Annotated in this window: 21 protein-coding genes; 8 read left to right on the forward strand and 13 right to left on the reverse strand. The window is 55.6% G+C overall.

The window, feature by feature from the left end; genetic code table 11:
* Nucleotides 1-62 precede the first annotated feature (62 nt).
* The 9 genes from ppk2 to guaA all read right to left on the reverse strand — a co-directional run bounded on the left by ppk2 (nt 63) and on the right by guaA (nt 9,442).
* Nucleotides 63-932: a polyphosphate kinase 2 gene (ppk2, locus tag ACRZ9U_RS00400; protein WP_170393259.1), complete on the reverse strand. Its 870-nt coding sequence runs from the start codon at nt 930-932 to the stop codon at nt 63-65.
* Nucleotides 933-980: 48 nt separating this feature from the next.
* Nucleotides 981-1,934 (reverse strand): alpha/beta fold hydrolase, encoded by a 954-nt coding sequence (locus ACRZ9U_RS00405; protein ID WP_170405381.1) that lies wholly within the window; start codon nt 1,932-1,934, stop codon nt 981-983.
* Entirely contained in the window at nt 1,924-2,841 is a 918-nt protein-coding gene (gene metA, locus ACRZ9U_RS00410) for a homoserine O-acetyltransferase MetA (RefSeq protein WP_170393257.1), read from the reverse strand. Before metA ends, ACRZ9U_RS00405 begins: the two co-directional genes overlap by 11 nt.
* A gap of 38 nt (nt 2,842-2,879) precedes the next feature.
* Entirely contained in the window at nt 2,880-3,752 is an 873-nt protein-coding gene (locus tag ACRZ9U_RS00415) for an ATPase (protein WP_170405384.1), read from the reverse strand.
* 49 nt (nt 3,753-3,801) lie between these two features.
* Nucleotides 3,802-4,698, reverse strand: coding sequence for a DMT family transporter (locus tag ACRZ9U_RS00420; protein WP_170405387.1), 897 nt, complete (start codon nt 4,696-4,698; stop codon nt 3,802-3,804).
* A gap of 97 nt (nt 4,699-4,795) precedes the next feature.
* Entirely contained in the window at nt 4,796-6,022 is a 1,227-nt protein-coding gene (locus tag ACRZ9U_RS00425) for an OmpP1/FadL family transporter (protein WP_170393255.1), read from the reverse strand.
* Between the two features lie 137 nt (nt 6,023-6,159).
* Complete coding sequence (locus ACRZ9U_RS00430) at nt 6,160-7,047, reverse strand: DMT family transporter (RefSeq protein WP_170405390.1); 888 nt, start codon at nt 7,045-7,047, stop codon at nt 6,160-6,162.
* A gap of 187 nt (nt 7,048-7,234) precedes the next feature.
* Nucleotides 7,235-7,825, reverse strand: coding sequence for an acyltransferase (locus ACRZ9U_RS00435; protein WP_170393253.1), 591 nt, complete (start codon nt 7,823-7,825; stop codon nt 7,235-7,237).
* Nucleotides 7,826-7,882: 57 nt separating this feature from the next.
* Nucleotides 7,883-9,442, reverse strand: coding sequence for a glutamine-hydrolyzing GMP synthase (gene guaA, locus ACRZ9U_RS00440; RefSeq protein ID WP_170393252.1), 1,560 nt, complete (start codon nt 9,440-9,442; stop codon nt 7,883-7,885).
* 70 nt (nt 9,443-9,512) lie between these two features.
* Here guaA and ACRZ9U_RS00445 point away from each other — a divergent pair, with 70 nt between their 5' ends.
* Together ACRZ9U_RS00445 and ACRZ9U_RS00450 are read left to right on the forward strand one after the other, a co-directional pair.
* On the forward strand, nt 9,513-9,953 hold the full coding sequence (locus ACRZ9U_RS00445) for a GNAT family N-acetyltransferase (RefSeq protein ID WP_170405393.1): 441 nt from the start codon (nt 9,513-9,515) through the stop codon (nt 9,951-9,953).
* A gap of 134 nt (nt 9,954-10,087) precedes the next feature.
* Nucleotides 10,088-11,632, forward strand: a complete 1,545-nt coding sequence (locus tag ACRZ9U_RS00450; protein WP_170735167.1) for a trimethylamine methyltransferase family protein — start codon at nt 10,088-10,090, stop codon at nt 11,630-11,632.
* Here the strand turns inward: ACRZ9U_RS00450 and ACRZ9U_RS00455 are convergent, their stop codons facing one another.
* On the reverse strand, nt 11,633-11,932 hold the full coding sequence (locus tag ACRZ9U_RS00455; protein WP_170405399.1) for a DUF6477 family protein: 300 nt from the start codon (nt 11,930-11,932) through the stop codon (nt 11,633-11,635).
* Between the two features lie 241 nt (nt 11,933-12,173).
* Here ACRZ9U_RS00455 and ACRZ9U_RS00460 point away from each other — a divergent pair, with 241 nt between their 5' ends.
* Both ACRZ9U_RS00460 and ACRZ9U_RS00465 read left to right on the forward strand, forming a co-directional pair.
* A complete protein-coding gene (locus tag ACRZ9U_RS00460) occupies nt 12,174-13,271 on the forward strand; it encodes a DUF6456 domain-containing protein (protein WP_170405402.1) in 1,098 nt (365 codons plus the stop codon).
* A gap of 60 nt (nt 13,272-13,331) precedes the next feature.
* Nucleotides 13,332-14,255 carry a hydrogen peroxide-inducible genes activator gene (locus tag ACRZ9U_RS00465; RefSeq protein ID WP_480901218.1) on the forward strand — a complete coding sequence of 308 codons (924 nt, stop codon included), beginning with the start codon at nt 13,332-13,334 and terminating at the stop codon, nt 14,253-14,255.
* Nucleotides 14,256-14,306: 51 nt separating this feature from the next.
* On the opposite strand, the gene ACRZ9U_RS00470 is transcribed toward ACRZ9U_RS00465, so the two are convergent.
* Nucleotides 14,307-14,855 carry a peroxiredoxin gene (locus ACRZ9U_RS00470; RefSeq protein ID WP_170405407.1) on the reverse strand — a complete coding sequence of 183 codons (549 nt, stop codon included), beginning with the start codon at nt 14,853-14,855 and terminating at the stop codon, nt 14,307-14,309.
* A 262-nt stretch (nt 14,856-15,117) separates the two neighbouring features.
* On the opposite strand from ACRZ9U_RS00470, the gene lipA reads away from it, so the two are divergent.
* Together lipA and ACRZ9U_RS00480 are read left to right on the forward strand one after the other, a co-directional pair.
* Nucleotides 15,118-16,068: a lipoyl synthase gene (gene lipA / locus ACRZ9U_RS00475; protein WP_170405410.1), complete on the forward strand. Its 951-nt coding sequence runs from the start codon at nt 15,118-15,120 to the stop codon at nt 16,066-16,068.
* Nucleotides 16,065-17,210: an amidohydrolase gene (locus tag ACRZ9U_RS00480; RefSeq protein ID WP_170405413.1), complete on the forward strand. Its 1,146-nt coding sequence runs from the start codon at nt 16,065-16,067 to the stop codon at nt 17,208-17,210. The genes lipA and ACRZ9U_RS00480 overlap by 4 nt, the downstream gene beginning before the upstream one ends.
* A gap of 162 nt (nt 17,211-17,372) precedes the next feature.
* Here the strand turns inward: ACRZ9U_RS00480 and hpt are convergent, their stop codons facing one another.
* Nucleotides 17,373-17,921 (reverse strand): hypoxanthine phosphoribosyltransferase, encoded by a 549-nt coding sequence (gene hpt, locus ACRZ9U_RS00485; RefSeq protein WP_010439696.1) that lies wholly within the window; start codon nt 17,919-17,921, stop codon nt 17,373-17,375.
* 72 nt (nt 17,922-17,993) lie between these two features.
* Here hpt and ACRZ9U_RS00490 point away from each other — a divergent pair, with 72 nt between their 5' ends.
* Together ACRZ9U_RS00490 and ACRZ9U_RS00495 are read left to right on the forward strand one after the other, a co-directional pair.
* A complete protein-coding gene (locus tag ACRZ9U_RS00490) occupies nt 17,994-18,437 on the forward strand; it encodes a type II toxin-antitoxin system RatA family toxin (RefSeq protein WP_170405416.1) in 444 nt (147 codons plus the stop codon).
* Nucleotides 18,438-18,475: 38 nt separating this feature from the next.
* A complete protein-coding gene (locus tag ACRZ9U_RS00495; protein ID WP_170405421.1) occupies nt 18,476-19,771 on the forward strand; it encodes an MmgE/PrpD family protein in 1,296 nt (431 codons plus the stop codon).
* On the opposite strand, the gene pyrC is transcribed toward ACRZ9U_RS00495, so the two are convergent.
* Entirely contained in the window at nt 19,768-20,805 is a 1,038-nt protein-coding gene (pyrC, locus tag ACRZ9U_RS00500) for a dihydroorotase (protein ID WP_170405424.1), read from the reverse strand. The genes ACRZ9U_RS00495 and pyrC overlap by 4 nt on opposite strands.
* Nucleotides 20,806-20,852 lie beyond the last annotated feature (47 nt).

Below are 20,852 nucleotides of genomic sequence, written 5' to 3' on the forward strand. Positions count from 1 at the left end.
TTGTATATATGCAGCGGCTAGGGCCTAATCCAGCATAGGCTGAGCAGAGTGTTGCAATTAGCTTATGCATCCCAGATTTCCGGACCACCACTGATCTTTTCATCCGGCATGCCCACTACTTCCAGGTTTTTGCCTTCGTAGTCGAGTTGGCTTAGCACGGTGCGAATGGCTGCCAGCCGGGCGCGTTTCTTGTCATCTGATCGAATGATCGTCCAAGGGCAGTTTTCGGAATGGCTTCGTGTAAGGGTTTCGGTAATCGACTGGCTGTATTCATCCCATTTGTGTAGGCCTGCGATGTCGATCGGGCTGAGTTTCCACTGCTTCAAAGGGTCGGTTTCGCGGGCAAGAAAGCGGTTCAATTGTTCGGCACGCCCGACATTCAGCCAGAACTTGAAAATGTGGATGCCATCATTGCTGAACCCGGTTTCCAAGGGCAGGACCTGCCGGAAAAACCGTTCACGCTCTTCCGTCGTGCAGAAGCCAAAGACATTTTCGACAACGCCCCGATTATACCAACTGCGATCAAAAAACACGATTTCACCGGCCGATGGGAGATGAGAGATATAGCGTTGGAAATACCATTGGCTGCGTTCTGCGTCCGAGGGTTTGCTGAGCGCCACGTTCCGCGCGCCCCTCGGGTTCAAATTCTCGCGGAACCGTTTGATGGTTCCGCCTTTGCCAGCGGCGTCACGGCCCTCGAACAGGATAGCGATGCGCTGGTCATTCTCCTTGACCCATCGCTGCATCTTGACCAGCTCAATCTGCAGACCTTCCATCTGCTGATCGTATTCCTTGCCTTTAAGCTTTTTGGAGTAGGGGTAGGTCGGGTTCAGAATTTCACCCTTCTTGGCCTCTTCAATAGCCGAGCGTATGGGTTTTGGGGCGTGGTTGTGAAAATAGTTCTCGATAGTGTCCGGGTCTGATTGGGTCATGCACGCCTCGCCATAAAATCCATATCTTACTATGAATTACGGATGGACTTAACGCAAACCCGCGCGCTCGGCTGCGCGGTCGATTGCGGCGGCAACCTCTGGGGCGGCCACAACCTGCGGCATGTGTCCTATGCCGTCCAATTCGATCAGCTCAGCGCCAGGGATTTGTTCGATCAGGCGCTCGGAATGCCAGCCCAGCCCGACAGTCGTATCTGCGGTACCGTGGACAATTTCGGTTGGCACGGAGATCTCGCCATAGCGGGGTTGAAGCTCGGTGATTTCATCCAGCAGATTTGCACGCTGTTTGGCATTTGCGTGCATCGAAGACTGGCGCATGGTCAAGCCCGGCCCGAAATGCTCGGCATATCCTTCGGGGGCTTTTTGCGGTGCAAACACCTGGTCCAACGCCTTCGTAACAAACCAGTCAGGAACAAATGCGCTGACCAAAGGCAAAGCAAGGGCGTTGCCCGCTGTCGTCGCACCAATAGTGTTGAACGCGTCCAGAGGTGTTTCCCACGGGATCGCCGCCGGAGCGATCAGGACCAAAGCTGCGATGTTGTCGGGCCGGGTGACAGCCCAGGCAAGCGAAACCGAACCGCCATAGCTTTGCCCGGCGACGATCGGTTTTTCTGCGCCTAGTTTCGATGCGGCCCGTTGTAGGATTTCCGCTTGTTCGACAATGGTTTCGCCATTGGGGTTAAAGCTATCTGAGTATCCAAGACCCGGGCGGTCAAAGACCATGACGCGATAGGTCTCGGCCAGAATTGGGGCCAGCGCAAAAGTCATGTCGCGCGTATTTCCACTGGATCCGTGGATCAACACCACATCCGGCCCTTCTCCCATCACGACGGCATGAACTGCAACACCATCGACTTCGACGATCTGGCCTTCTGGCGGAAACGAAGCCTCGGCGCTGCTTTCACGCTGCGCGCTGCGCCATGCGGTCACAAGGGCGAGACCCACAAGCGCAACGCTGAGCGATATCAAAAGCTTACTGGCCAATTTTACTCATATCAAACGGGGTTGTCTGGTAAATTTCATTGATCCAGTTACCATAAAGCAGATGCGCGTGACTGCGCCACCTGTTCTGAGGGTTCTGGCTTGGATCATCGTCGGGATAGTAGTTGATAGGCACATTAATCGGCGTGTTATTTGCGATGTCCCGGTCATATTCCTGTTTAAGCGTATCGCTGTCATACTCAAAGTGATTGAAGATATAGAGCGCCCGATGCACGGGATCTTCGATCAGGCAGGGGCCGACATCATCACTGCCAAGCAGGGTGATCAGATCAGGAACCGCATCGATCTCGTATTGCCGCATCTCGGTCCAGCGGCTAACGGGTATCACGCAATCATCAGAAAAACCACGCAAAAATGGAGACGCGGGTGCAAGGTTCCGGTGCCGGAAGCAGCCAAAGGCCTTCGCATCCAGCATGTGTTTTTCAACGTCGTGGAAATGGTTGATCATCGCCATACCACCCCAGCATACGCCAAATGTGGAATGCACATTGGTCTGGGTCCACTCGAACACTTCGCGGATTTCATCCCAATAGGTGACGTCAGCGAAATCCAGATGTTCGATTGGTGCACCGGTTATGATCAGGCCGTCGAACTTCTGGTCCTTCACCTCCTGAAAAGGATGGTAGAACTCGGCCATATGCTCGGCGGCGGTATTCTTTGTCTGGTGTTCCGTCATGCGGATCAGCGATAGCTCAATCTGCAGCGGGGTCGCTCCGATCAGGCGTGCGAACTGGTTTTCGGTCTGTATCTTCTTTGGCATCAGGTTCAAAAGCCCGATCCGAAGGGGGCGAATATCCTGCCGTGCGGCCTGATCATCAGCCATGACCATGACGCCCTCATTTGTCAGGACTTCAAAGGCGGGCAGGTCGGAGGGGATTTTGATCGGCATTTGGTCACGCTGTTGAAACTGCGAAGGAAGTCTGGAACTTAGGCGGGGTTGGGGCGGGTCTCAAGGGTGCGTTCGATCAACTCATCGAAATCGCCACTATCCCGCACTTTGGCGATGTCATCGGCTGCTATTGTAACGCCCCAATTTCGGGCCATCGCTTCATAGCGTGGCTGCCGGTGCGCCAGCGCTTGCGCATAGGTCCAGCGGATGAATGCATCCGGATCAACCTCGGTGCCGGAAAACTTGTTGAGGGCGAGGTATTCGTCCCAAACCCTCTGCAGGAACTCGGCCTTATAGGACATAGGCTTTGGTGCCTTGTCGAAGCGTTTGATCAGTTCTTCAGTGTGGGCTTCATCGCCCTTGATCCAGATCATCAGGGTCTGGCGCGACAATTCAGTCAGAATGTGGTCATTTGGATTGTCAGGCTCTACCCATTCGCAGATTGACCCGCCGGTATCGCAGATAAAGTGTGGATAGCTATAAAGACGGTTGGCCCGATCTATGAAATACTTGGTATCCAACAGGGCATGGATTTCGGCCTGCCGAAACTGGTCTTGCCGCAGCTGATATTCCGAGATTTCAAGGCCGCCCAGATCGGGATTGCCCGGCTTGCCCAGATAAGTCGACACCGGGGTCAGGTTCTGAAACGTGATGTTCGACCCGATATATATTGAATCCGACAGCAAAAGCTCGCGGAGAAAGGGTACTTTCATCGCCTCAGCCTTGGCATTGTCCGCGATATGTTCGCCCATATAGCGGGTGCCGATGCGGTAATCGATTGAATAGTGGAACCAGTCCCCGGCATCTCGCAGCGTGTTTGAGACATAGGATTTTCCCAACCCGGACATACCGAAGAACAACACCTTCTTTCGCGCAGCCTGACGCCAGTCCGTTGCCGAGTTGTAGATCATAATCCGCCGTCCCTTGTTTTGCCCTAGCTAAAACGGGCCGCTGGCGGCGTCAATCGCGTCGGCGAGATCGGCTGAGGATGAGCAAGCCGATCGCCAGTACCGTAAAACCAATAAAAGCACGTGGTGGCAAAGCTTCATCGCGCACCAAAGCACCCATTAGGATTGCGATTGGCGGAATGATGAGCGTTACGAGCAGAACATTGCCGCTGCCTGCTTGTTGCAGCACCCGATAGTACAGCAAATAGGCTCCGGCTGTTGCCAGCAGGGCGTAATAGGCGATTGCCAGCCAGGTTTGCAGGGGCAGGGTGAAGGTTGGAACTCCATCGACCAACAACATAACAGGCGTCATCAGGATCGCAGATCCGGTCAACATACCTGCCGCGGCGATCTGAGGGGGAAGGGCGCTCATGTGGATGCGAGCCCAGATGGCTGCAAACGCATAAGAAAGCGTGCCAGCCAGGATCGCAACCTGACCCAGGTTGCTTGGGTTTAGGTTGCTAAACTGCCTGAGGCCAATTGTGATTGAAACGCCCAGAAACCCAAGCCCTACGCCAAGGAGGCGGGTTTTGGTCAGCCTCTCGTCGCGAAAAAACAAGGCCGCCAGAAGGACGCCGAAGATCGCGGTGGCAGCGTTCAGAATCGATGTCAGCCCAGTTTCGACATAGAGCTGCCCCCAGGCCATAAGCGAGAATGGCAGGACATTGTTCAACAGCCCCATGATCAGAAAAATACCCCAGACCTTGGGATCGCTCGGGACCGATTGGCGTTGAAAGATGATGACGATCCACAACGCCAGCGCTGCCCAAAAAACCCTGTGGAAAACTGATGTTATGACGGGAATCGTATCAAGTGCGATTCGGATCGCAAGGAATGACATTCCCCAAATGACACCAAGCAGTATCAATTCGGTCCAAGTGCGAGCTGTGAGTGTTTTCTGAGAAGTCATGGCTTGTTCTGGCATCTCTCAATCAGCATATCGACCCGGAACATGCGAAAAAGCCCCACCGAGATGGCGGGGCTTAAAATGCACATTTGCATCTGCTTTAGTTCAGCGCGTAAGTCACCTGAATACCAACGCTCCATGCGCTGTTGCCAGTGAACGTGGCACGGTTATCGGGGCCAGTACCGTTGGCAGTGGCATCCCCAATATCCGTGTAGCGTACACCACCGGAAATCTTGGCCTTTTCAAGAGAGTAAGTGCCGCCCAGACCGATACTCCAGAACCCATCGGTCGGGCCTAGGTTCGAGACCGAGTTCCCCTGAGAGCTCTCGTAACCCAGCGTTACCGCGCCAGAGAATTCTTCGCTGAACTGATAGCCGAGACCCAGTGAGTAGGTCCATGTCGCCTCTTCGTAGTCGACCAGGTTAATACCTGTCAGACCAGTATAGACCGGCGGTGCGTACACGGTTTGCGGCCAGTCAACCCAACGGATCGAACCAAACAACAGGGTTTTTGGCGCGACACCTGTTTGGAAATCGAGATTGACCGATTGAGGCGTCACAACCTCGGTCGATGAATCAGCGCTGACGCGACCCACGACGGGTATACCGGGTGGAACAATTCCAGTGATGGCATCGTTCGCTTCGGTCTGCGACAGATCATGTGTGATTTTCGAGTTATAGGTCAGAGCGACCCGTGCGGCGATATCTGGCCGTTCCCAAGCAACACCGACAACGTAACCGAAATCGATCTCGGCATCGGTTTCAACGCGGTATCCGCCGGACGCGAATGGTGTTGTGCTTGCACCAGCGATCGGAACTGAAACACTTGCTTTCAGACGCTGGGCGCGGAGACCACCGATAACACTAAAGCCACCATCCAATTTGTAGCGAAGCAAAGCCGTGATCGCATCGGTATCTGCTTTTGCGCGAAGCACGTCAGTTGTTGCTCCGGGAAGACCTGCCAGAGCCAAGACATTCTGCGACAAGGGATAATCCGAAGAATAGTCGATATCCGCGCCAAACGGCTCGTCATAAACTAGCGCGAAGTCGAGCTTTTCGGTCAAAGAAGTCTTGTATGCCAGATGCGGCGTGAAAAAGCTGTTCGAGACATTGCCCGAGTCAATCGTTTCCCCAAACGTCGGGCTGGTCGGGATTTGATCCTCCATCGATCCGCTTACGTCCGGCTTTGTATATCCAAGCCGAAACTGCACGACAGATCCCTCTTCGAACAGGATGTTAACACCTTGCCCACTTCGGTCTAGGCCGCCGGCCTGCGCCGCGGTTGCCCCAATGCACAACGCGCATGTGTGCAACAACACTCGTTTCATATATTCCTCCCTACACTGTCCAAATTGCCTGTTATACGCATCCTCATTGGGCGTATTCGGCCTCGTTACCGCTTTTTACTGTCTTAAACTTTAAAATTGGGTCAACCGGTGACGGAGCGTTATTCAGCAAAATAGCTCTATGCGGGTGTTGCTGAATTGCTACGGTTCTCGGACCAAACGTTCAGGAAAATCCCGGCAAAGATCACCACGGCCCCCAGCAGCGTCCAGTGATCCAGCGGCTCGTGATAAAGGACCATCCCGAGGATCGCGATGGTCGGAAGGCGTGCAAAATCAAACGGCACGACCACGGTCGCAGGCGCGATGGCCAGGGCATTGGTAATACAGTAGTGGGCCAATAGGCCTGCCAAGCCGACAAGCAAAAGAAGCGGCGCAGTCGTTAAGGTTGGAAGTGTGATTTGCCCATCCAGACCTGATGCAACCAGACCCAAACCGGCCTGCATCAAAGTAAGCCAGAACATAATGCATCCGATGCTGGCTGTGCGCGTTAAGGACTTGGTCGATATTGCTGTTAACGCGAAGAAAATCGCAGATGCGGCCGCAGCAATAACGCCGGGACTAAGTGTGGCGGCCCCTGGACGGGCCACAATGAGAATCCCGGCAAATCCGATCAGGGCTGCGGTCAGACGCAAAGCGGTCAACCTCTCGTGCAGCAGCAGTGGGGACAGCAGGATCACCCAGATGGGCTGAGTGAATTCGAGCGCAAAGACCTGGGCCAACGGGATCACCGTTACTGCATAGAACCACAGGTTCTGCCCGGTGAAATGCAACACGTTCCGAATACCATGCAAACCAAGACGTTTGGTGGTTACCTGATGCCATTTGCGTGAAGCCGAGAGGACGATTGCCACCACGCAGATACCAACTAGGCTGCGATAGAACATGATCTCAAAAGTGTCGTGCGTCACGCTCAGCTCGCGGCCGGCAATGGCCATCGATGTGAATGAGGCGATCGCCCCTGTCATCCACAGCGCCGCCTTACCGATCTGCATTTTATTGCTGTTCATGAGATCTCTTACATGTGCCGTGGTGCAACGGGCTGAATAGATTGCGTTTTACCCGATGAAGCAAGGCTAAATGTAAGTCTGGCCGTCTATGATCGCTTTGGGTGAGCGGCTTAGATGATGCCAGTATTCTGACGCGAACCCGCAAATAAAAGGGGTTCTTAGCCGTTCGGCGTGCTGGCACTGATACTCAGGTGGTTGGCAGAGCTTTGCTGACCGAATCGCCGTTCAACACGTATCGAGCACCGGTATGAGGGCAGGTAACCTCACCACGACCAGTGAGAGGTAAATCCAACTGCTCGCCATACTCGCTCATCCAGCCAATCTGTTTTGCAGCGACGCCCACCATCAGTGCGTATGGCTTCACGTCAGCATTAACAACGGCACCTGCGCCGATAAAAGCGTATTCCCCGATTGTGGCACCGCAAACGATTGTGCAATTGGCGCCCAGCGTGGCCCCTTTCTTTACCAGAGTATTGCGGTATTCGGCCTTTCGTTCGATCAATGAACGCGGGTTGTACACATTCGTGAACACCATGCTCGGCCCACAGAATACGCCGTCTTCCAGCGTGATGTTGTCATAGATCGAAACGTTGTTCTGAATTTTGCAATCGTCGCCAATTATGACCTTGTTCCCAACGAAGACATTCTGCCCGAGTGAAACATTTCGGCCCAGCTTGGCGCCTCCGCAGATGTGCACCCAATGCCAGATTCGGCAGCCATCTCCGATCTGCGCGCCTTCATCGACGATTGCCGTTTCATGTACCGAGTAGTTGCTCATCGAATTGTCCTTCTCCCGTCAAACGCGGTGCATTTCAGCACTGTCGAGGGGGAATAATCATTCCCATTCAATCGTTCCGGGAGGTTTCGAGGTGATGTCGTAAGTGCACCGGTTGATGCCCTTGACTTCGTTGATGATACGCGTGGCGGTTTCACCGAGGAATTCGTGGCTGAACGGATAGTAGTCCGCTGTCATGCCATCGACGGATGTGACCGCGCGGAGGGCGCAGGCATAATCGTATGTTCGTCCATCCCCCATTACACCGACTGTGCGCACCGGAAGAATGGCGACAAAGGCCTGCCAAATCTCATCATACAGACCATGTTTGCGAATCTGGTCGATATAGATGGCATCGGCTTCGCGCAGGATCTCAAGCTTTTCGCGAGTTATCTCACCCGGGCAGCGAATGGCAAGGCCGGGGCCGGGGAAGGGGTGGCGACCGATGAAGCTGTCGGGCAGGCCCAACTCGCGGCCCAACGCGCGGACCTCGTCCTTGAAGAGTTCACGCAGAGGCTCGACCAGCTTCAAACCCATCTTTTCAGGCAGGCCACCCACATTGTGGTGCGATTTGATGGTCACAGATGGACCGCCCGAAAACGACACGGATTCAATCACATCTGGATACAGGGTGCCCTGTGCCAAGAACTCGGCGCCGTCGATTGTGTCGGCGTGTTTCTGGAACACGTCGATGAACAGCTTGCCGATAATCTTGCGCTTGGTTTCGGGATCGGATTGACCATCAAGTTCACCCAGGAACAGTTCGCTTTCGTCCGCGTGGATCAACTGGATGTTGTAATTGTCGCGGAACATGCCGACGACTTCGGCAGCCTCGTTCTTGCGTAGCAGCCCATGGTCGACAAACACGCAGGTCAGCTGATCGCCAATCGCCTCATGTATCAGGATCGCCGCAACCGAGCTGTCGACACCGCCAGACAAGCCACAAATGACTTTTTTGTCCCCGACCTGTTCGCGGATCTTGCGGATCATCTCGTCCCGATAAGCCCCCATGGTCCAATCGCCCTTGAACCCTGCCAGTTTGACAAAATTCTCATAGAGCTTTGCACCCTTGGGTGTGTGATGAACCTCGGGGTGAAATTGCACCGCATAGAAATGACGCGAGGCGTCGGCCGTGATGGCATACGGCGCGTTGGGTGAAGTACCGAACACCTCAAAACCCGGAGCGATTTCGCTGACATGATCGCCGTGGCTCATCCAGACCTGTTCATCACCTTTGGCGAACCAGCCATCGAGGATATCAAGCCGATTATTCGGAGTAACAAATGCGCGGCCAAACTCTGCAGTGCCGTGCCCGCTTTCAACCTTGCCGCCCAGTTGATGCATCATCACCTGCTGACCATAGCAGATGCCCAGGATCGGCACGCCGTAGTCAAAAATCTCTTGCGGGGCGCGGGGTGAACCCTCGCGCGTAACACTGTCAGGGCCGCCCGAAAAAATGACGGCCTTAGGCGCCATCTCTCGCACGAAATCCATCGTGACGTTCTGGTAGGGGTGGATTTCGCAATAGACGTTCAGTTCGCGCAAGCGGCGGGCAATAAGCTGCGTCACCTGGCTGCCGAAGTCGATGATCAAAAGGCGGTCATGGCTGTCTTGGGTCATGATTGGCTATTAGGTCGCAAGCCTTGCTTGTGCAAGCGTAATGACGTCAATTCAGCAAGGAGGCTGATACATGACCACCATAAAACTCAGAACTGCCGAACGAAGCGACGCCAAGTCGATACAAGTTTGTATCGCAAGCGCTTATGCCGATGCGATGAGAGACATTGCCGATCTGCCGGATGTTGCGTCTGGTATCGAGGATGAGATCGCAGAGCATCAGGTCGTCATTGCTGAAGTGGACGGTGCACTTCTCGGTGTCATCATATTCGATCAACAGGCCGAGGCCGTGATGATATTCAATCTCGCCGTTTCGCCAGAGGCTCAGGGCAAGGGTATTGCGCGGCAACTGCTTGCAGTTGCTGAAGCTAAGGCCGTTGAGGCCGGGCTTTCAGTCCTGCGCTTGCGGACACATCGGCTGATGCGTGCAACCCGCGAAATGTACACTCATCTGGGGTGGGTTGAGGTCGAGGTGTCAGGAAACACTGTCGTTATGCAGAAAAAGGCAAAGTAGTAACCGACAGACATATGTCGCAGCGGCCCGCGGTTCATGTCGCTTTTACCTCTAGAGCGCCGTAAACTACCTGTGGCGAAGTTTGCCGTTCATGTAACACATCTACCAAACCAACCAATCACGGGATTTACTCAATGGCAGAGGCAAACACCCGGCGCAGGGCACGGGGTGGCGGTGGTGCCGCCCGTCGTGCCGAGCGTACGGCGGTCAAGATCGAAACCGCGAAATATATCGAACGCAATATCCCCAATTTCGAGGTCCTCAACGAAGAGGCGCTAGAGATTATCGAAACCAATGCGGAAACCGTATTGGCTGAGATTGGCGTCAATTTCGTAGACAATCCGGCAGCGCTTGAGCGCTGGAAAGACGCGGGTGCAGATGTGGATGGTGAGCGCGTCCGCCTGCCGCGCGGCCTGGCACGTGAGCTGATCAAGACCGCCCCTAGCGAATTTACCCAGCACGCCCGCAATCCCGAGAAATCGGTAGTCATCGGCGGCCGCAATATGGTTCTGGCTCCGGTCTATGGCCCTCCGTTTGTACGCGATGCGCAAGGCGGACGTCGTTACGCGACAATGGACGATTTCAACAAGTTCGTGAAGCTGGCCTACATGTCCAAGTGGCTGCACCATTCGGGCGGTACGGTCTGCGAACCGACAGATATTCCGGTAAACAAGCGCCATTTGGACATGCTGATGGCGCATATGACTCTGTCCGACAAACCGTTCATGGGTTCGGTCACTGATCCCAGCCGGGCGCAGGATTCGATCGAGATGTGCGAGATCCTGTTCGGCAAAGAGTTCGTGCAGAACAACACCGTGATGACATCTTTGACCAACATCAACTCGCCGATGACCTTTGACGACGTGATGATGGGCTCTCTTGAAGTTTATGCTGCCAACAATCAGGCCTGCATTATTTCGCCGTTCATCGTGGGTGGTGCTATGGCACCGGTTTCGGTCGCGGGCACGCTGACGCAGGTCCTGGCCGAGGTCATGGCAGGTGTAGCATATAGCCAGATCATCCGTCCGGGTGCTCCTGCGATCTTTGGGGCATTCGTATCGTCGATCGACATGAATTCAGGAGCGCCGACCTTTGGCACCCCAGAGGCTTCGCACGTCACTTATGGCGCGGGTCAGTTGGCGCGCCGACTGGGTCTGCCATATCGCTCTGCGGGTTCGTTCTGTGGTTCAAAATTGCCGGATGCGCAAGCTGCGTATGAGACCGCGAACTCGTTGAACATGGGCCTGATGTCGGGTGTGAATTTCATGCTGCATTCCTGCGGTTGGCTCGAAGGCGGCTTGGTGGCGGATTTCGAGAAATTCGTCATGGATGCCGATCAGTTGGGCGTCTTGCACGGATTGGCCAAAGGTGTGGCCTATGATGAGAATGCACAGGCGATGGACGCCATCCGCGAAGTCGGTCCCGGAGGTCACTATTTGGGTTGTGCACATACGCAGGCCAACTTCAAAGAAGCGTTCTGGAAAACCGATCTCTTGGATTACAAGCCGTTTGAGACCTGGGAAGAAGAAGGCGCCCGCGATACACGGACGCTGGCTTCGGCACGGGTTGAGAATCTGTTGGCGAACTACCAGCAGCCGCAGCTTGACCCTGATGTAAAGGCGGCGCTCGACGCATATGTTGCCGAAAAGAAAGCATCGATGCCGGACGCGTTCACCTGATTACTGATACTGCGTGGCGCGACTGGCCTGATACAGTTGCGCTTCGCCATTTAATGCAATCAGCAGATCAAGATGGCGCACCAGTGAATAGGCCGCGTCTTCTTCGATGCGTTGCGCGTTAATCTCACGCTCCAATTCCAGCAAACGGATCAACGCTGCACCAGCGCCCGGTGTTGATCCATATCCAAGAAGCCGTTGCAGGTGGCGGTCGCGATTATAGTCCTGCACCCCGATCTTGGCGGCACGGGCCAGTAATCGCGGGCGGCGGAGTGTGGTGATCATGGTCATCAGGTCCTGCACGGCAGCTTTCCTTCTTTTTCAATTTCGCTGTCTGAAATGTGACACAACCTAAGCGGGTGTTGCCTTGTGCGGGATCACCCCGAACTATGGTTTCACCACTGTTTATCTTTTTGAATCAATTCTGCTCTGTGCCGTCTGTGATTAACGAACGAGTAACGAAAGCAACTCTAGTTAGATTTGGTTAACTAAGAATCCGACGGCTAAAACTGTCAGTTTGTTTTGTCGACGAGGGCGAAGAAATATGGAAAACAGCGTGGCATTCACTGTTCCGGCATGGGTTCCCGAAGGGGCGCAACGATATCTGGACCATACGGAGTCAGGGCGATCTATTCGGGATATTGCGCGGTCCGCAGGGTGCCATGCCTCGACCATTCTGCGTCAGATCCGCAGGGTTGAGATGCGCAGGGACGATCCTTTGGTGGATGCAGCTCTGCATTCTCTGGCCCAGTCACACTTTGCGCCAATGGAGCGCACAGGTTCTTCATTTGCAATCGTGACGTCTGAGGCAGGACGGCCCGAAGCCCAAGACGACGAATTCGAGCGCGAGTCGCTGCGTGTACTGAGGCGCATGTGTGAATCCGGTGCCGTGCTTGCCGTGGCCGAGGATATGGACAAGGCTGTTGTGGTTCGGGACAACGGCAAAGGAGGAACTACCAAAACAGCAGTTGTAGATTGCCGGATCGCGCAGGCTCTGGCGCTGAATGATTGGATTTCATGCGATAGTCCGGGTCGAATCTCGCGCTACCGGATTTCAACCCCGGGCAGGGCTGCGCTAAGTCATTTGATTGCCGAGGCCGAAAATCGAGCGCGCACGCAGAATGAATTTGGCATGGCGGAAGCGCAGGCCGCATTCAAACCCGCAACTGCGGGTGCAAGGGCGCCATCACAGCCTCGCGTCCGTTACAGCACTGTGGAAAGCCCGCTGATCGCTTTGGCGCGCCGCCGCGACCGGGATGGCAAGCTGTTTCTGGATGAAACTCTGGTGAGCGCGGGCGAGCGCTTGCGTGAGGATTTCGAACTGGCCCAGATCGGACCTCAGGTCACACAAAATTGGGATCGCTTTCTGACAGGCGGTGGACGCGGTGACTTTGCCTCGGACAGCCATGTGGGGCGAGGACCTTCTGGTGCCAGGGATCGTGTGGCCCGCGCGCTGTCTGACCTTGGGCCGGGTTTGAGCGACGTCGCGCTGCGCTGTTGTTGCTATCTAGAAGGGCTTGAGCTGGCTGAAAAGCGGATGGGCTGGTCTGCGCGATCAGGCAAGATCGTTCTGCGGATCGCGTTGCAAAGGCTGAAGCGCCACTACGAGGACCAGACCGAGCGGGATCGGATGATCGGCTGAACGATTCATACAGCCATATACCGGCCTTGCGGAAATGACCCCAAATGATAGTCAGGGGTTATGAATTTCACCTTCCGCCAGCTGCAATATTTCCAGGCCGTCGCCGAACAGCGTAACTTTGGCCGTGCCGCGCAGGTCTGCCATGTTTCGCAGCCTGCGCTTTCAGTTCAAATCAAGTCACTGGAAGACTCGATCGGTGGGCCGTTGTTCGAACGGCAGGCCCGCGACATCCTGTTGACACCACTTGGTCGAGACGTTTTGGACTATGCCCAACATGTCCTGAACGCGGCCGAACGGTTGGACCGGTTTGCACGCGACCATTCGGGTGGCCATAGGTCCCTGTCGATCGGGATTATTCCTACAGTTGCACCTTATTTGCTGCCGGGGGTGCTGGCTGGGTTGCGGGCTGCGGATGTCTCGTTACGGGTTCAGATTCGCGAGGCCCGGACCGAGCGGCTACTATCAATGTTGGGCTTGGGCGAAATAGATGCCGCCGTACTGGCGCTACCCTTGGGAAATGGAACTTTCCACGAAGAGCCACTGTTCGAAGATCGGTTCTTGCTGGCAGGAAGTCAGACTCGCATGAATCGATTGACCATCAGCCCGGAAGAGTTGCGGCCTGTGGACTTGAAGACAGCGCAATTGATGCTGTTGGAAGACGGGCACTGCCTGACAGATCAGGCGCTAGAAGTTTGCGGTCAGGATCGTACCAGCGGCCAAATTAATATGGGTGCGTCCTCACTTGCCACGTTGTCGCGTTTGGTCGCCGAAGGGTTTGGCCTGACGTTAATGCCTGAACTTGCGGCGCAGGCCGAGACGGATGCAGTCCCTGGTCTGCGATTGTTGCGATTTGGTGCGCCGCAACCGGCGAGGACCATTGGCCTGGTGCGTCGCAGCTCGACCGGAGCAGAGGAGTGGTTCGATCGATTGGCGCAAGTAATCCGGAAGGTCGGTGAAGACGTGGTAGCTAAAACTCGAACCTAACGAAAAAGGCCCGCCGAAATGGCGGGCCTTTCAAAGTAGGGCATGACAGGATTATGCCAGCGCCGGTTCGCGGGCTTCGTCCAGATGCTTCATTAGGTTTTCCGGGGACGACACGCCGTAAGGGTCTTCGGGGCAGTTATCCATCAGGCCGGGCTCTTCGAACCATGCCTCCACAACGCCATCGTTGACGATGGCTGCGTAACGCCACGAGCGCATGCCAAAGCCCAGATTGTCCTTGTCGACCAGCATGCCCATTTTACGCGTGAACTCACCGGACCCATCAGGAATGACCTTGACGTTTTCAAGACCCTGATCGGCGGCCCATTTGTTCATGACGAAGCTGTCGTTGACGGACATGCAGTAGATTGCATCGATGCCTTTGGCCGCAAAATCGCCGTGGCCTTTTTCGAAACCAGGCAATTGATAGGTTGAGCATGTCGGGGTGAATGCGCCGGGCAGCGAGAACAGGATAACGCGCTTGCCTGCAAAATAATCCGCAGTTGTCTTGTCTTCCCAACGGAACGGGTTGGGGCCTTCGACGGCGTCATCACGGACACGGGTGTGGAAGGTTACGTCAGGCAGTTTTGCACCGGTTTTCATCATCAAACTCCTGTGATTCACATATGTTTGCCGCGAGAGTTAAAATGATTCTAACTCGGCTTCAATGATATATATGCTGCAAATGCATAATGTCTTTGATGGCGATAAAGCATTATAAGTAATGCGTAAAATGATGTGCGTGGTCACTTTCGCTGCACGCACGTAGACGTGCCGCATAGCGGCTATGCGCCGCTGGTGTAACCAAATGAGTCGGTCTATGTTATGAACAAAGAAAATTGACCCAAAGTCAGGAAAGCCAGCCGTGCGTGATCTGAAAATACCCGAGCAAAGACACCCCGAAAAGGCGCATCGACCTGACAATGCGGCTCCGCGCAAACCGAACTGGATTCGGGTCAAAGCGCCGGGTGGCAAGGGCTATGCCGAGACGCATAAGATCATGCGTGACAACAATCTGGTCACTGTCTGCGAAGAAGCCGGATGCCCGAATGTAGGTGAGTGCTGGAGCCAGGGTCACGCGACCATGATGATCATGGGCGAGATTTGCACGCGCGGCTGTACATTCTGCAACATCGCGACCGGTAAGCCGGATACTCTGGATGCATTTGAACCGGGTCGCGTGGCGCATGCGGTGCAGAAGCTGGGCTTGAACCATGTGGTCATCACATCCGTGGACCGGGATGACCTGCTCGATGGAGGCGCCGATCACTTTGCACAGACCATCCGTGCGGTGCGACACCGCTCGCCCAAGACTACGATCGAGATTCTGACGCCGGATTTCCTGAAATGCGATCCCTCGGTGCTTGAGATTGTTGTCGAGGCCAAGCCAGATGTGTTCAATCACAATCTTGAAACGGTGCCGGGCCTATATCCTCAGGTGCGTCCCGGTGCGCGATATTTCCACTCATTGCGCTTGCTGCAGCGGGTCAAAGAGATGGACCCGTCCATTTTCACCAAATCCGGCATAATGGTCGGACTGGGCGAGGACGAGCAGCAAGTTCGTCAGGTCATGGATGACATGCGCGCGGCGGATATCGATTTTCTGACTATCGGCCAGTATCTGCAGCCAACACCCAAGCATCATGGCATTGACCGCTTTGTTACACCCGAAGAGTTTGCGGCCTATGAAAAAGCTGCGTTCGGAAAAGGTTTCCTTATGGTCTCGGCAACTCCTTTGACCCGGTCGTCTTACCATGCGGGCGATGATTTCGCCCGTTTGCGCGAAGCTCGACAAAAGAAGTTGAACCAGAGGTGAAACCCGAACTTCAATCCTGGCTTACCGAAAAGCGCCATGAACTGCATCAAGTGCCTGAGATATCGGGCGAGGAACGTGGAACCGCGACGAGTATCTCGAACTTGCTTCAGGCGTGTGATCCTGATGCGGTTCTGACAGGTATCGGTGGCCACGGTGTCGCGGCGGTTTATGATAGCGGACAGCCCGGACCAACCATCGGAATCCGGTGTGAATTGGACGGTTTACCGATCCAGGAAATCTCAAGTGCCCGATACGCGTCGCAACATCCCGGAAAGGGGCATCTTTGCGGGCATGATGGCCATATGGCGATGGTGCTTGGTGTTGCCTTTGTATTGGGGGACAAGCGTCCGACCAATGGGCGGGTGGTTCTGATTTTTCAACCCGCCGAAGAAACCGGTCAAGGTGCGATTGCCTATCGTGCTGATCCCAAGTTTGCGGATATCGCTCCGGACTATGTGTTTTCTTTGCACAATTTGCCGGGTTTGGAATTGGGCGGGGTTGAGCTTTGCTCGGGTCCGGCGAATTGCGCCTCGCGTGGGATGCGAATTGTTTTGACGGGCAAAACCTCTCACGCGGCGGCCCCTCAGGATGGAGTGTCGCCAGCCGGTGCGTTGGCAGAGCTTATGCCTGCTTTGGCCATTCTGGGGCAGGGTGGGGCGCTGGATGCAGAATATGCGCTGACAACGGTAACCCATGCTAGGCTGGGTGAGGCCACTTTTGGTATCGCACCCGGTCAGGCCGAACTGTGGGTGACCCTGCGCACGGTCTCGGACAGCCGGATGGCAAGCCTGATCCGCGACGCAGAACAGCTGGTGGCTACACGTGCTCAGGCACAGGGTTTAGGTGTTGAAATCACCTATGACGATGTGTTTGAAGCTTGCACAAATGCGGGCGAAGCCGTGCAGATCCTGTCAGAGGCCTGCCAAAGCCGCGACATTCCTTGCAAGCTGGTTGCGACCCCACAAAGGTTTTCGGAAGATTTCGGGCAGTTCGGAAAAGGCGCCAAAAGCGCCATGTTCTGGCTAGGCGCGGGGCGGGATCATCCGCAGCTACACAACCCCGACTATGATTTCCCGGATGCTTTGATCCCGATCGGGACAGATATTTTTCTGGCTGCTATCGAACAAACGCTCAAGGCCTGAGTTTTCTGGGCTGGCTTTCTGCCCATTCGGGCCACCACCCCAAATATTCAATTCCGGCAATCATCAGGCAGATAAGGATTGCGCCAAACACCAGTTTCACGCGCCGTTCCGAGGGCGGGTTTCGCCCCCATTTTGACATGCGAACAAAGTGGCGCAGACTCATCAGTCCTGATCTTCGACAAATCGAACCTTGCCGATAAACGGCAGGTTGCGATTGCGCTGCGCATAGTCGATGCCATAACCCACGACAAATTCATCAGGGATTTCAAACCCGATCCAGTCCGAGCGGAAATCAACCTCGCGCCGGCTGGGTTTGTCCAGAAGGGCGATGGATTTCAACCGGTGCGGCTTGCGGGTGCGGAGCAGCTTGGAGACGTGGTTCAGGGTATGGCCAGTATCCACGATATCCTCGACCACCAAAACATCGCGCCCTTCAATAGCGCCGCGTAAGTCCTTAAGAATACGAACTTCTCGACTGCTTTCCATCGAGTCTCCGTAGGATGATGCCTCAAGAAAATCGACCTCGATGGGCAGGTCCAGCTCACGCACCAGATCAGCGATAAAGACGAAGCTGCCGCGCAGCAGGCCGACAACGACCAGCTTGTCGGTGCCGCCGAATTCAGCCGTTATTTCGCGGCAAAGCTCTTCGATCCGGGCAGCAATTGCCTTGGCCGAGATCATCTCATCTATCACATATGCGCGCTGGCTCATCGCTGCCCCCTTGATCTTTGGCGCGCAACATACGAAATCACGCGCCATTGTCACCAGTTAATCCCGGATATCATGCCAACCCATTCCGAGACCCGCCCGCTGCCTTACACCGCTCAGCAGATGTATGATCTGGTCGCGGATGTGGCGAAATACCCCGAGTTCCTGCCATGGTGCGCGGCGGCCCGCATTCGTCGGACCTATCAAGCCGGAGATGGCAAGGTGATGGAGGCGGATCTGGTGATTTCATTCAAGGTGTTCCGCGAACGCTTTGGCAGTCGGGTCACGCTATTTGATGAGCTTAAACGGATCGATACCGAGTATCTGGACGGCCCCTTCAAATATATGCGCTCGGATTGGGAGTTCGAAGATACGGATGATGGCTGCAACGTCTCGTTCCACGTTGATTTCGAATTCAAGAACGCGGTTCTGCAAGGAATCATTGGCGTGGTTTTCAACGAAGCCATGCACCGTATCGTCCGAGCATTTGAACAACGTGCTGCCGTCCTGTACGGCTGAGGCTTTACGCCCGAGCGGCGCGCGCTAGACTGCGCCACATGACCGATTTGACAAATGCCCTTGCCGAGTTTGCTGCTGGTTCTGTGTCGACCACGGCGCAGGCTCGTATTGTGACATCTCTATCCGCGTTGGACTGGCTTGCTGTGGGGCGGGCAGGCGCAGATGAGCCGGTTTCCCGCATCATACGTCAGATGGTTCTTTCCGAGAGCGGTGCCGCACAGGCGCGTTTGTTCGGAGGCGGTGATGCGCCGCTACGCGCAGCGGCGCTGGTGAATGGTACCATTTCTCATGCGCTTGATTATGACGACACGCATTTCGCTCATATCGGTCATCCATCGGTTGCTGTTTTTCCTGCAGCCCTTGCTCTTGCGGCGTGGGAAGACCGACCTCTGGTCGATCTGCTTGAGGCAGCGCTAGTGGGAATGGAGTTATCGATCCGCATCGGTTTGTGGCTTGGTCGTGGTCATTATCAGGCTGGTTTTCACCAAACAGCCACGGCTGGCGCGTTTGGGGCTGCGGTGGCTGCGGGTCGGATTATGGCATTTGACGTAAAGCAGATGCGTGACCTGTTGGGGCTAACCGCGACCCGGGCCTCAGGGCAGAAATCACAGTTTGGGACAATGGGTAAACCCTATAACGCTGGGCTTGCAGCCTCGAACGGTGTTGAGGCCGCCCAGTTGATCCGCAACGGCTTTCAACCCGGTGCTGACGCATTGGAAGGCCCGTTTGGGTTTGGGGCGACACATTTGGGGGCTGACGATTTAGCTGCTGCGCTTGATGGTTTGGGGGACGAGTGGCTGTTCGAAAGCATCAGACACAAATTCCACGCTTGCTGCCATGGCCTGCACGCGGCGCTTGAGGCTGCGCGCGATCTCGACATCGCCGAGCCCGAGGTGGCCGAGATCAAGATCAAAACCCACCCCCGCTGGATGAGTGTGTGCAATCAACTGCAGCCGACCAGTGGGTTAGGAGCGAAGTTTTCCTATCGTACCGTGATCGCAATGCAGGCAATGGGCTACGATACAGCTCTGCCAGGGAGCTATTCCGACAAGATTTGTGCTGATCCAAGACTGCAATCCTTAAGGGACCGGATCACGGTCGAGGCGGATGAGAGTCTATCCGAGACACAAGCCCATCTGTCCCTGTTACGCCGGGACGGCGCGCGCCGCGAGGCCAGCCATGATCTGCTGGCTCCGATGTCTCTATCGGATCGCGAAGATCGCGTCAGGGAGAAAGCGGCGAAGCTGATCGGGGGGGATGAGGCGGACGCCATCTGGTCGATGCTGCGCACCGGCGGGCGCGCAGCGGATTTGGCTGAAAGGCTAACTGATTAAGCGACGCGCCAATGCAGTGGAAAGCCCGGATCGAATACGGTCACGGGGCCGTCGCCGCTTTCGATTTTGGCCGGATAGACGACCTCATCGCCTTTGGTCAGCGTGATGGTCTCTTCGTTCACTGGCAGGCGATAGAAGGCCGGGCCGTTGAGTGACGCGAACGCCTCTAGCTTGTCCAACGCATCTGCGCGCTCGAACATTTCGGCCAGTAGTGACATTGTATTAGTTGCAGTGAAACAGCCGGCGCAGCCACAGGCCATTTCCTTGTTTGCATCCGTGTGCGGCGCGCTGTCTGTGCCCAAGAAGAAACGCGCATCGCCCGATGTCGCGGCGGTCAGCAGTGTCAGCCGATGCTCTTCGCGTTTGGCGACCGGCAAGCAGTAATAATGCGGCTTGATACCGCCCACCAGGATGTGGTTGCGGTTGATGATCAGGTGATGCGTTGTAATCGTCGCACCCAAATCTTTATCATTCGCCTTGACGTAATCCACGCCGTTTGACGTCGTGATGTGCTCCATCACCACGCGCAGTCCGGGTGTTGCTTTGCGAATCGGATCAAGAACGCGGTCGATGAACACCGCCTCGCGATCGAATATATCGATCTCGGCATCCGTGACTTCGCCGTGCACACATAGCGGCAGACCGATCTCGGCCATCTTCTCCAGCACCGGGCGTACCTTGTCGAAATCGCGAACGCCAGAAGACGAGTTGGTTGTTGCCCCAGCCGGGTACAGTTTGACTGCCTTGACCAGCCCGCTTGCATGTGCGGCGGCCACATCCGCCGGGTCCGTGTCTTCGGTCAGGTAGAGCGTCATCAGCGGCTCAAACGTCATATCCTCAGGCAGAGCAGCAAGGATGCGGTCCCGATAAGCTGCTGCGTCGTCACCTTTGACAACGGGCGGAACCAGATTCGGCATGATGATGGCACGGGCAAAATGGCGCGCGGTTTCAGGCAAGACGGCTTGCAGCATCGCGCCATCGCGCAGATGCAAATGCCAGTCATCGGGGCGGCGGATCGTCAGGGATTGGGTCATGGCCCCCGGCTAACACAGCCGCTTGGGTGGTGAAAGACCCTCTTGCC

The organism is Ruegeria sp. D7, assembly GCF_056534355.1.

What these genes read in the sequence shown, in the direction of transcription:
- ppk2 (WP_170393259.1), bottom strand. Translation starts at nt 932, where the DNA reads ATGACCCAATCAGACCCGGACACTATCGAGAACTATTTTCACAACCAC.
- ACRZ9U_RS00420 (WP_170405387.1), bottom strand. Translation starts at nt 4,698, where the DNA reads ATGACTTCTCAGAAAACACTCACAGCTCGCACTTGGACCGAATTGATA.
- ACRZ9U_RS00450 (WP_170735167.1), top strand. Translation starts at nt 10,088, where the DNA reads ATGGCAGAGGCAAACACCCGGCGCAGGGCACGGGGTGGCGGTGGTGCC.
- ACRZ9U_RS00425 (WP_170393255.1), bottom strand. Translation starts at nt 6,022, where the DNA reads ATGAAACGAGTGTTGTTGCACACATGCGCGTTGTGCATTGGGGCAACC.
- ACRZ9U_RS00490 (WP_170405416.1), top strand. Translation starts at nt 17,994, where the DNA reads ATGCCAACCCATTCCGAGACCCGCCCGCTGCCTTACACCGCTCAGCAG.
- ACRZ9U_RS00495 (WP_170405421.1), top strand. Translation starts at nt 18,476, where the DNA reads ATGACCGATTTGACAAATGCCCTTGCCGAGTTTGCTGCTGGTTCTGTG.
- pyrC (WP_170405424.1), bottom strand. Translation starts at nt 20,805, where the DNA reads ATGACCCAATCCCTGACGATCCGCCGCCCCGATGACTGGCATTTGCAT.
- ACRZ9U_RS00470 (WP_170405407.1), bottom strand. Translation starts at nt 14,855, where the DNA reads ATGAAAACCGGTGCAAAACTGCCTGACGTAACCTTCCACACCCGTGTC.
- ACRZ9U_RS00460 (WP_170405402.1), top strand. Translation starts at nt 12,174, where the DNA reads ATGGAAAACAGCGTGGCATTCACTGTTCCGGCATGGGTTCCCGAAGGG.
- ACRZ9U_RS00435 (WP_170393253.1), bottom strand. Translation starts at nt 7,825, where the DNA reads ATGAGCAACTACTCGGTACATGAAACGGCAATCGTCGATGAAGGCGCG.
- ACRZ9U_RS00415 (WP_170405384.1), bottom strand. Translation starts at nt 3,752, where the DNA reads ATGATCTACAACTCGGCAACGGACTGGCGTCAGGCTGCGCGAAAGAAG.
- hpt (WP_010439696.1), bottom strand. Translation starts at nt 17,921, where the DNA reads ATGAGCCAGCGCGCATATGTGATAGATGAGATGATCTCGGCCAAGGCA.
- ACRZ9U_RS00465 (WP_480901218.1), top strand. Translation starts at nt 13,332, where the DNA reads ATGAATTTCACCTTCCGCCAGCTGCAATATTTCCAGGCCGTCGCCGAA.
- ACRZ9U_RS00430 (WP_170405390.1), bottom strand. Translation starts at nt 7,047, where the DNA reads ATGAACAGCAATAAAATGCAGATCGGTAAGGCGGCGCTGTGGATGACA.
- ACRZ9U_RS00445 (WP_170405393.1), top strand. Translation starts at nt 9,513, where the DNA reads ATGACCACCATAAAACTCAGAACTGCCGAACGAAGCGACGCCAAGTCG.
- guaA (WP_170393252.1), bottom strand. Translation starts at nt 9,442, where the DNA reads ATGACCCAAGACAGCCATGACCGCCTTTTGATCATCGACTTCGGCAGC.
- metA (WP_170393257.1), bottom strand. Translation starts at nt 2,841, where the DNA reads ATGCCGATCAAAATCCCCTCCGACCTGCCCGCCTTTGAAGTCCTGACA.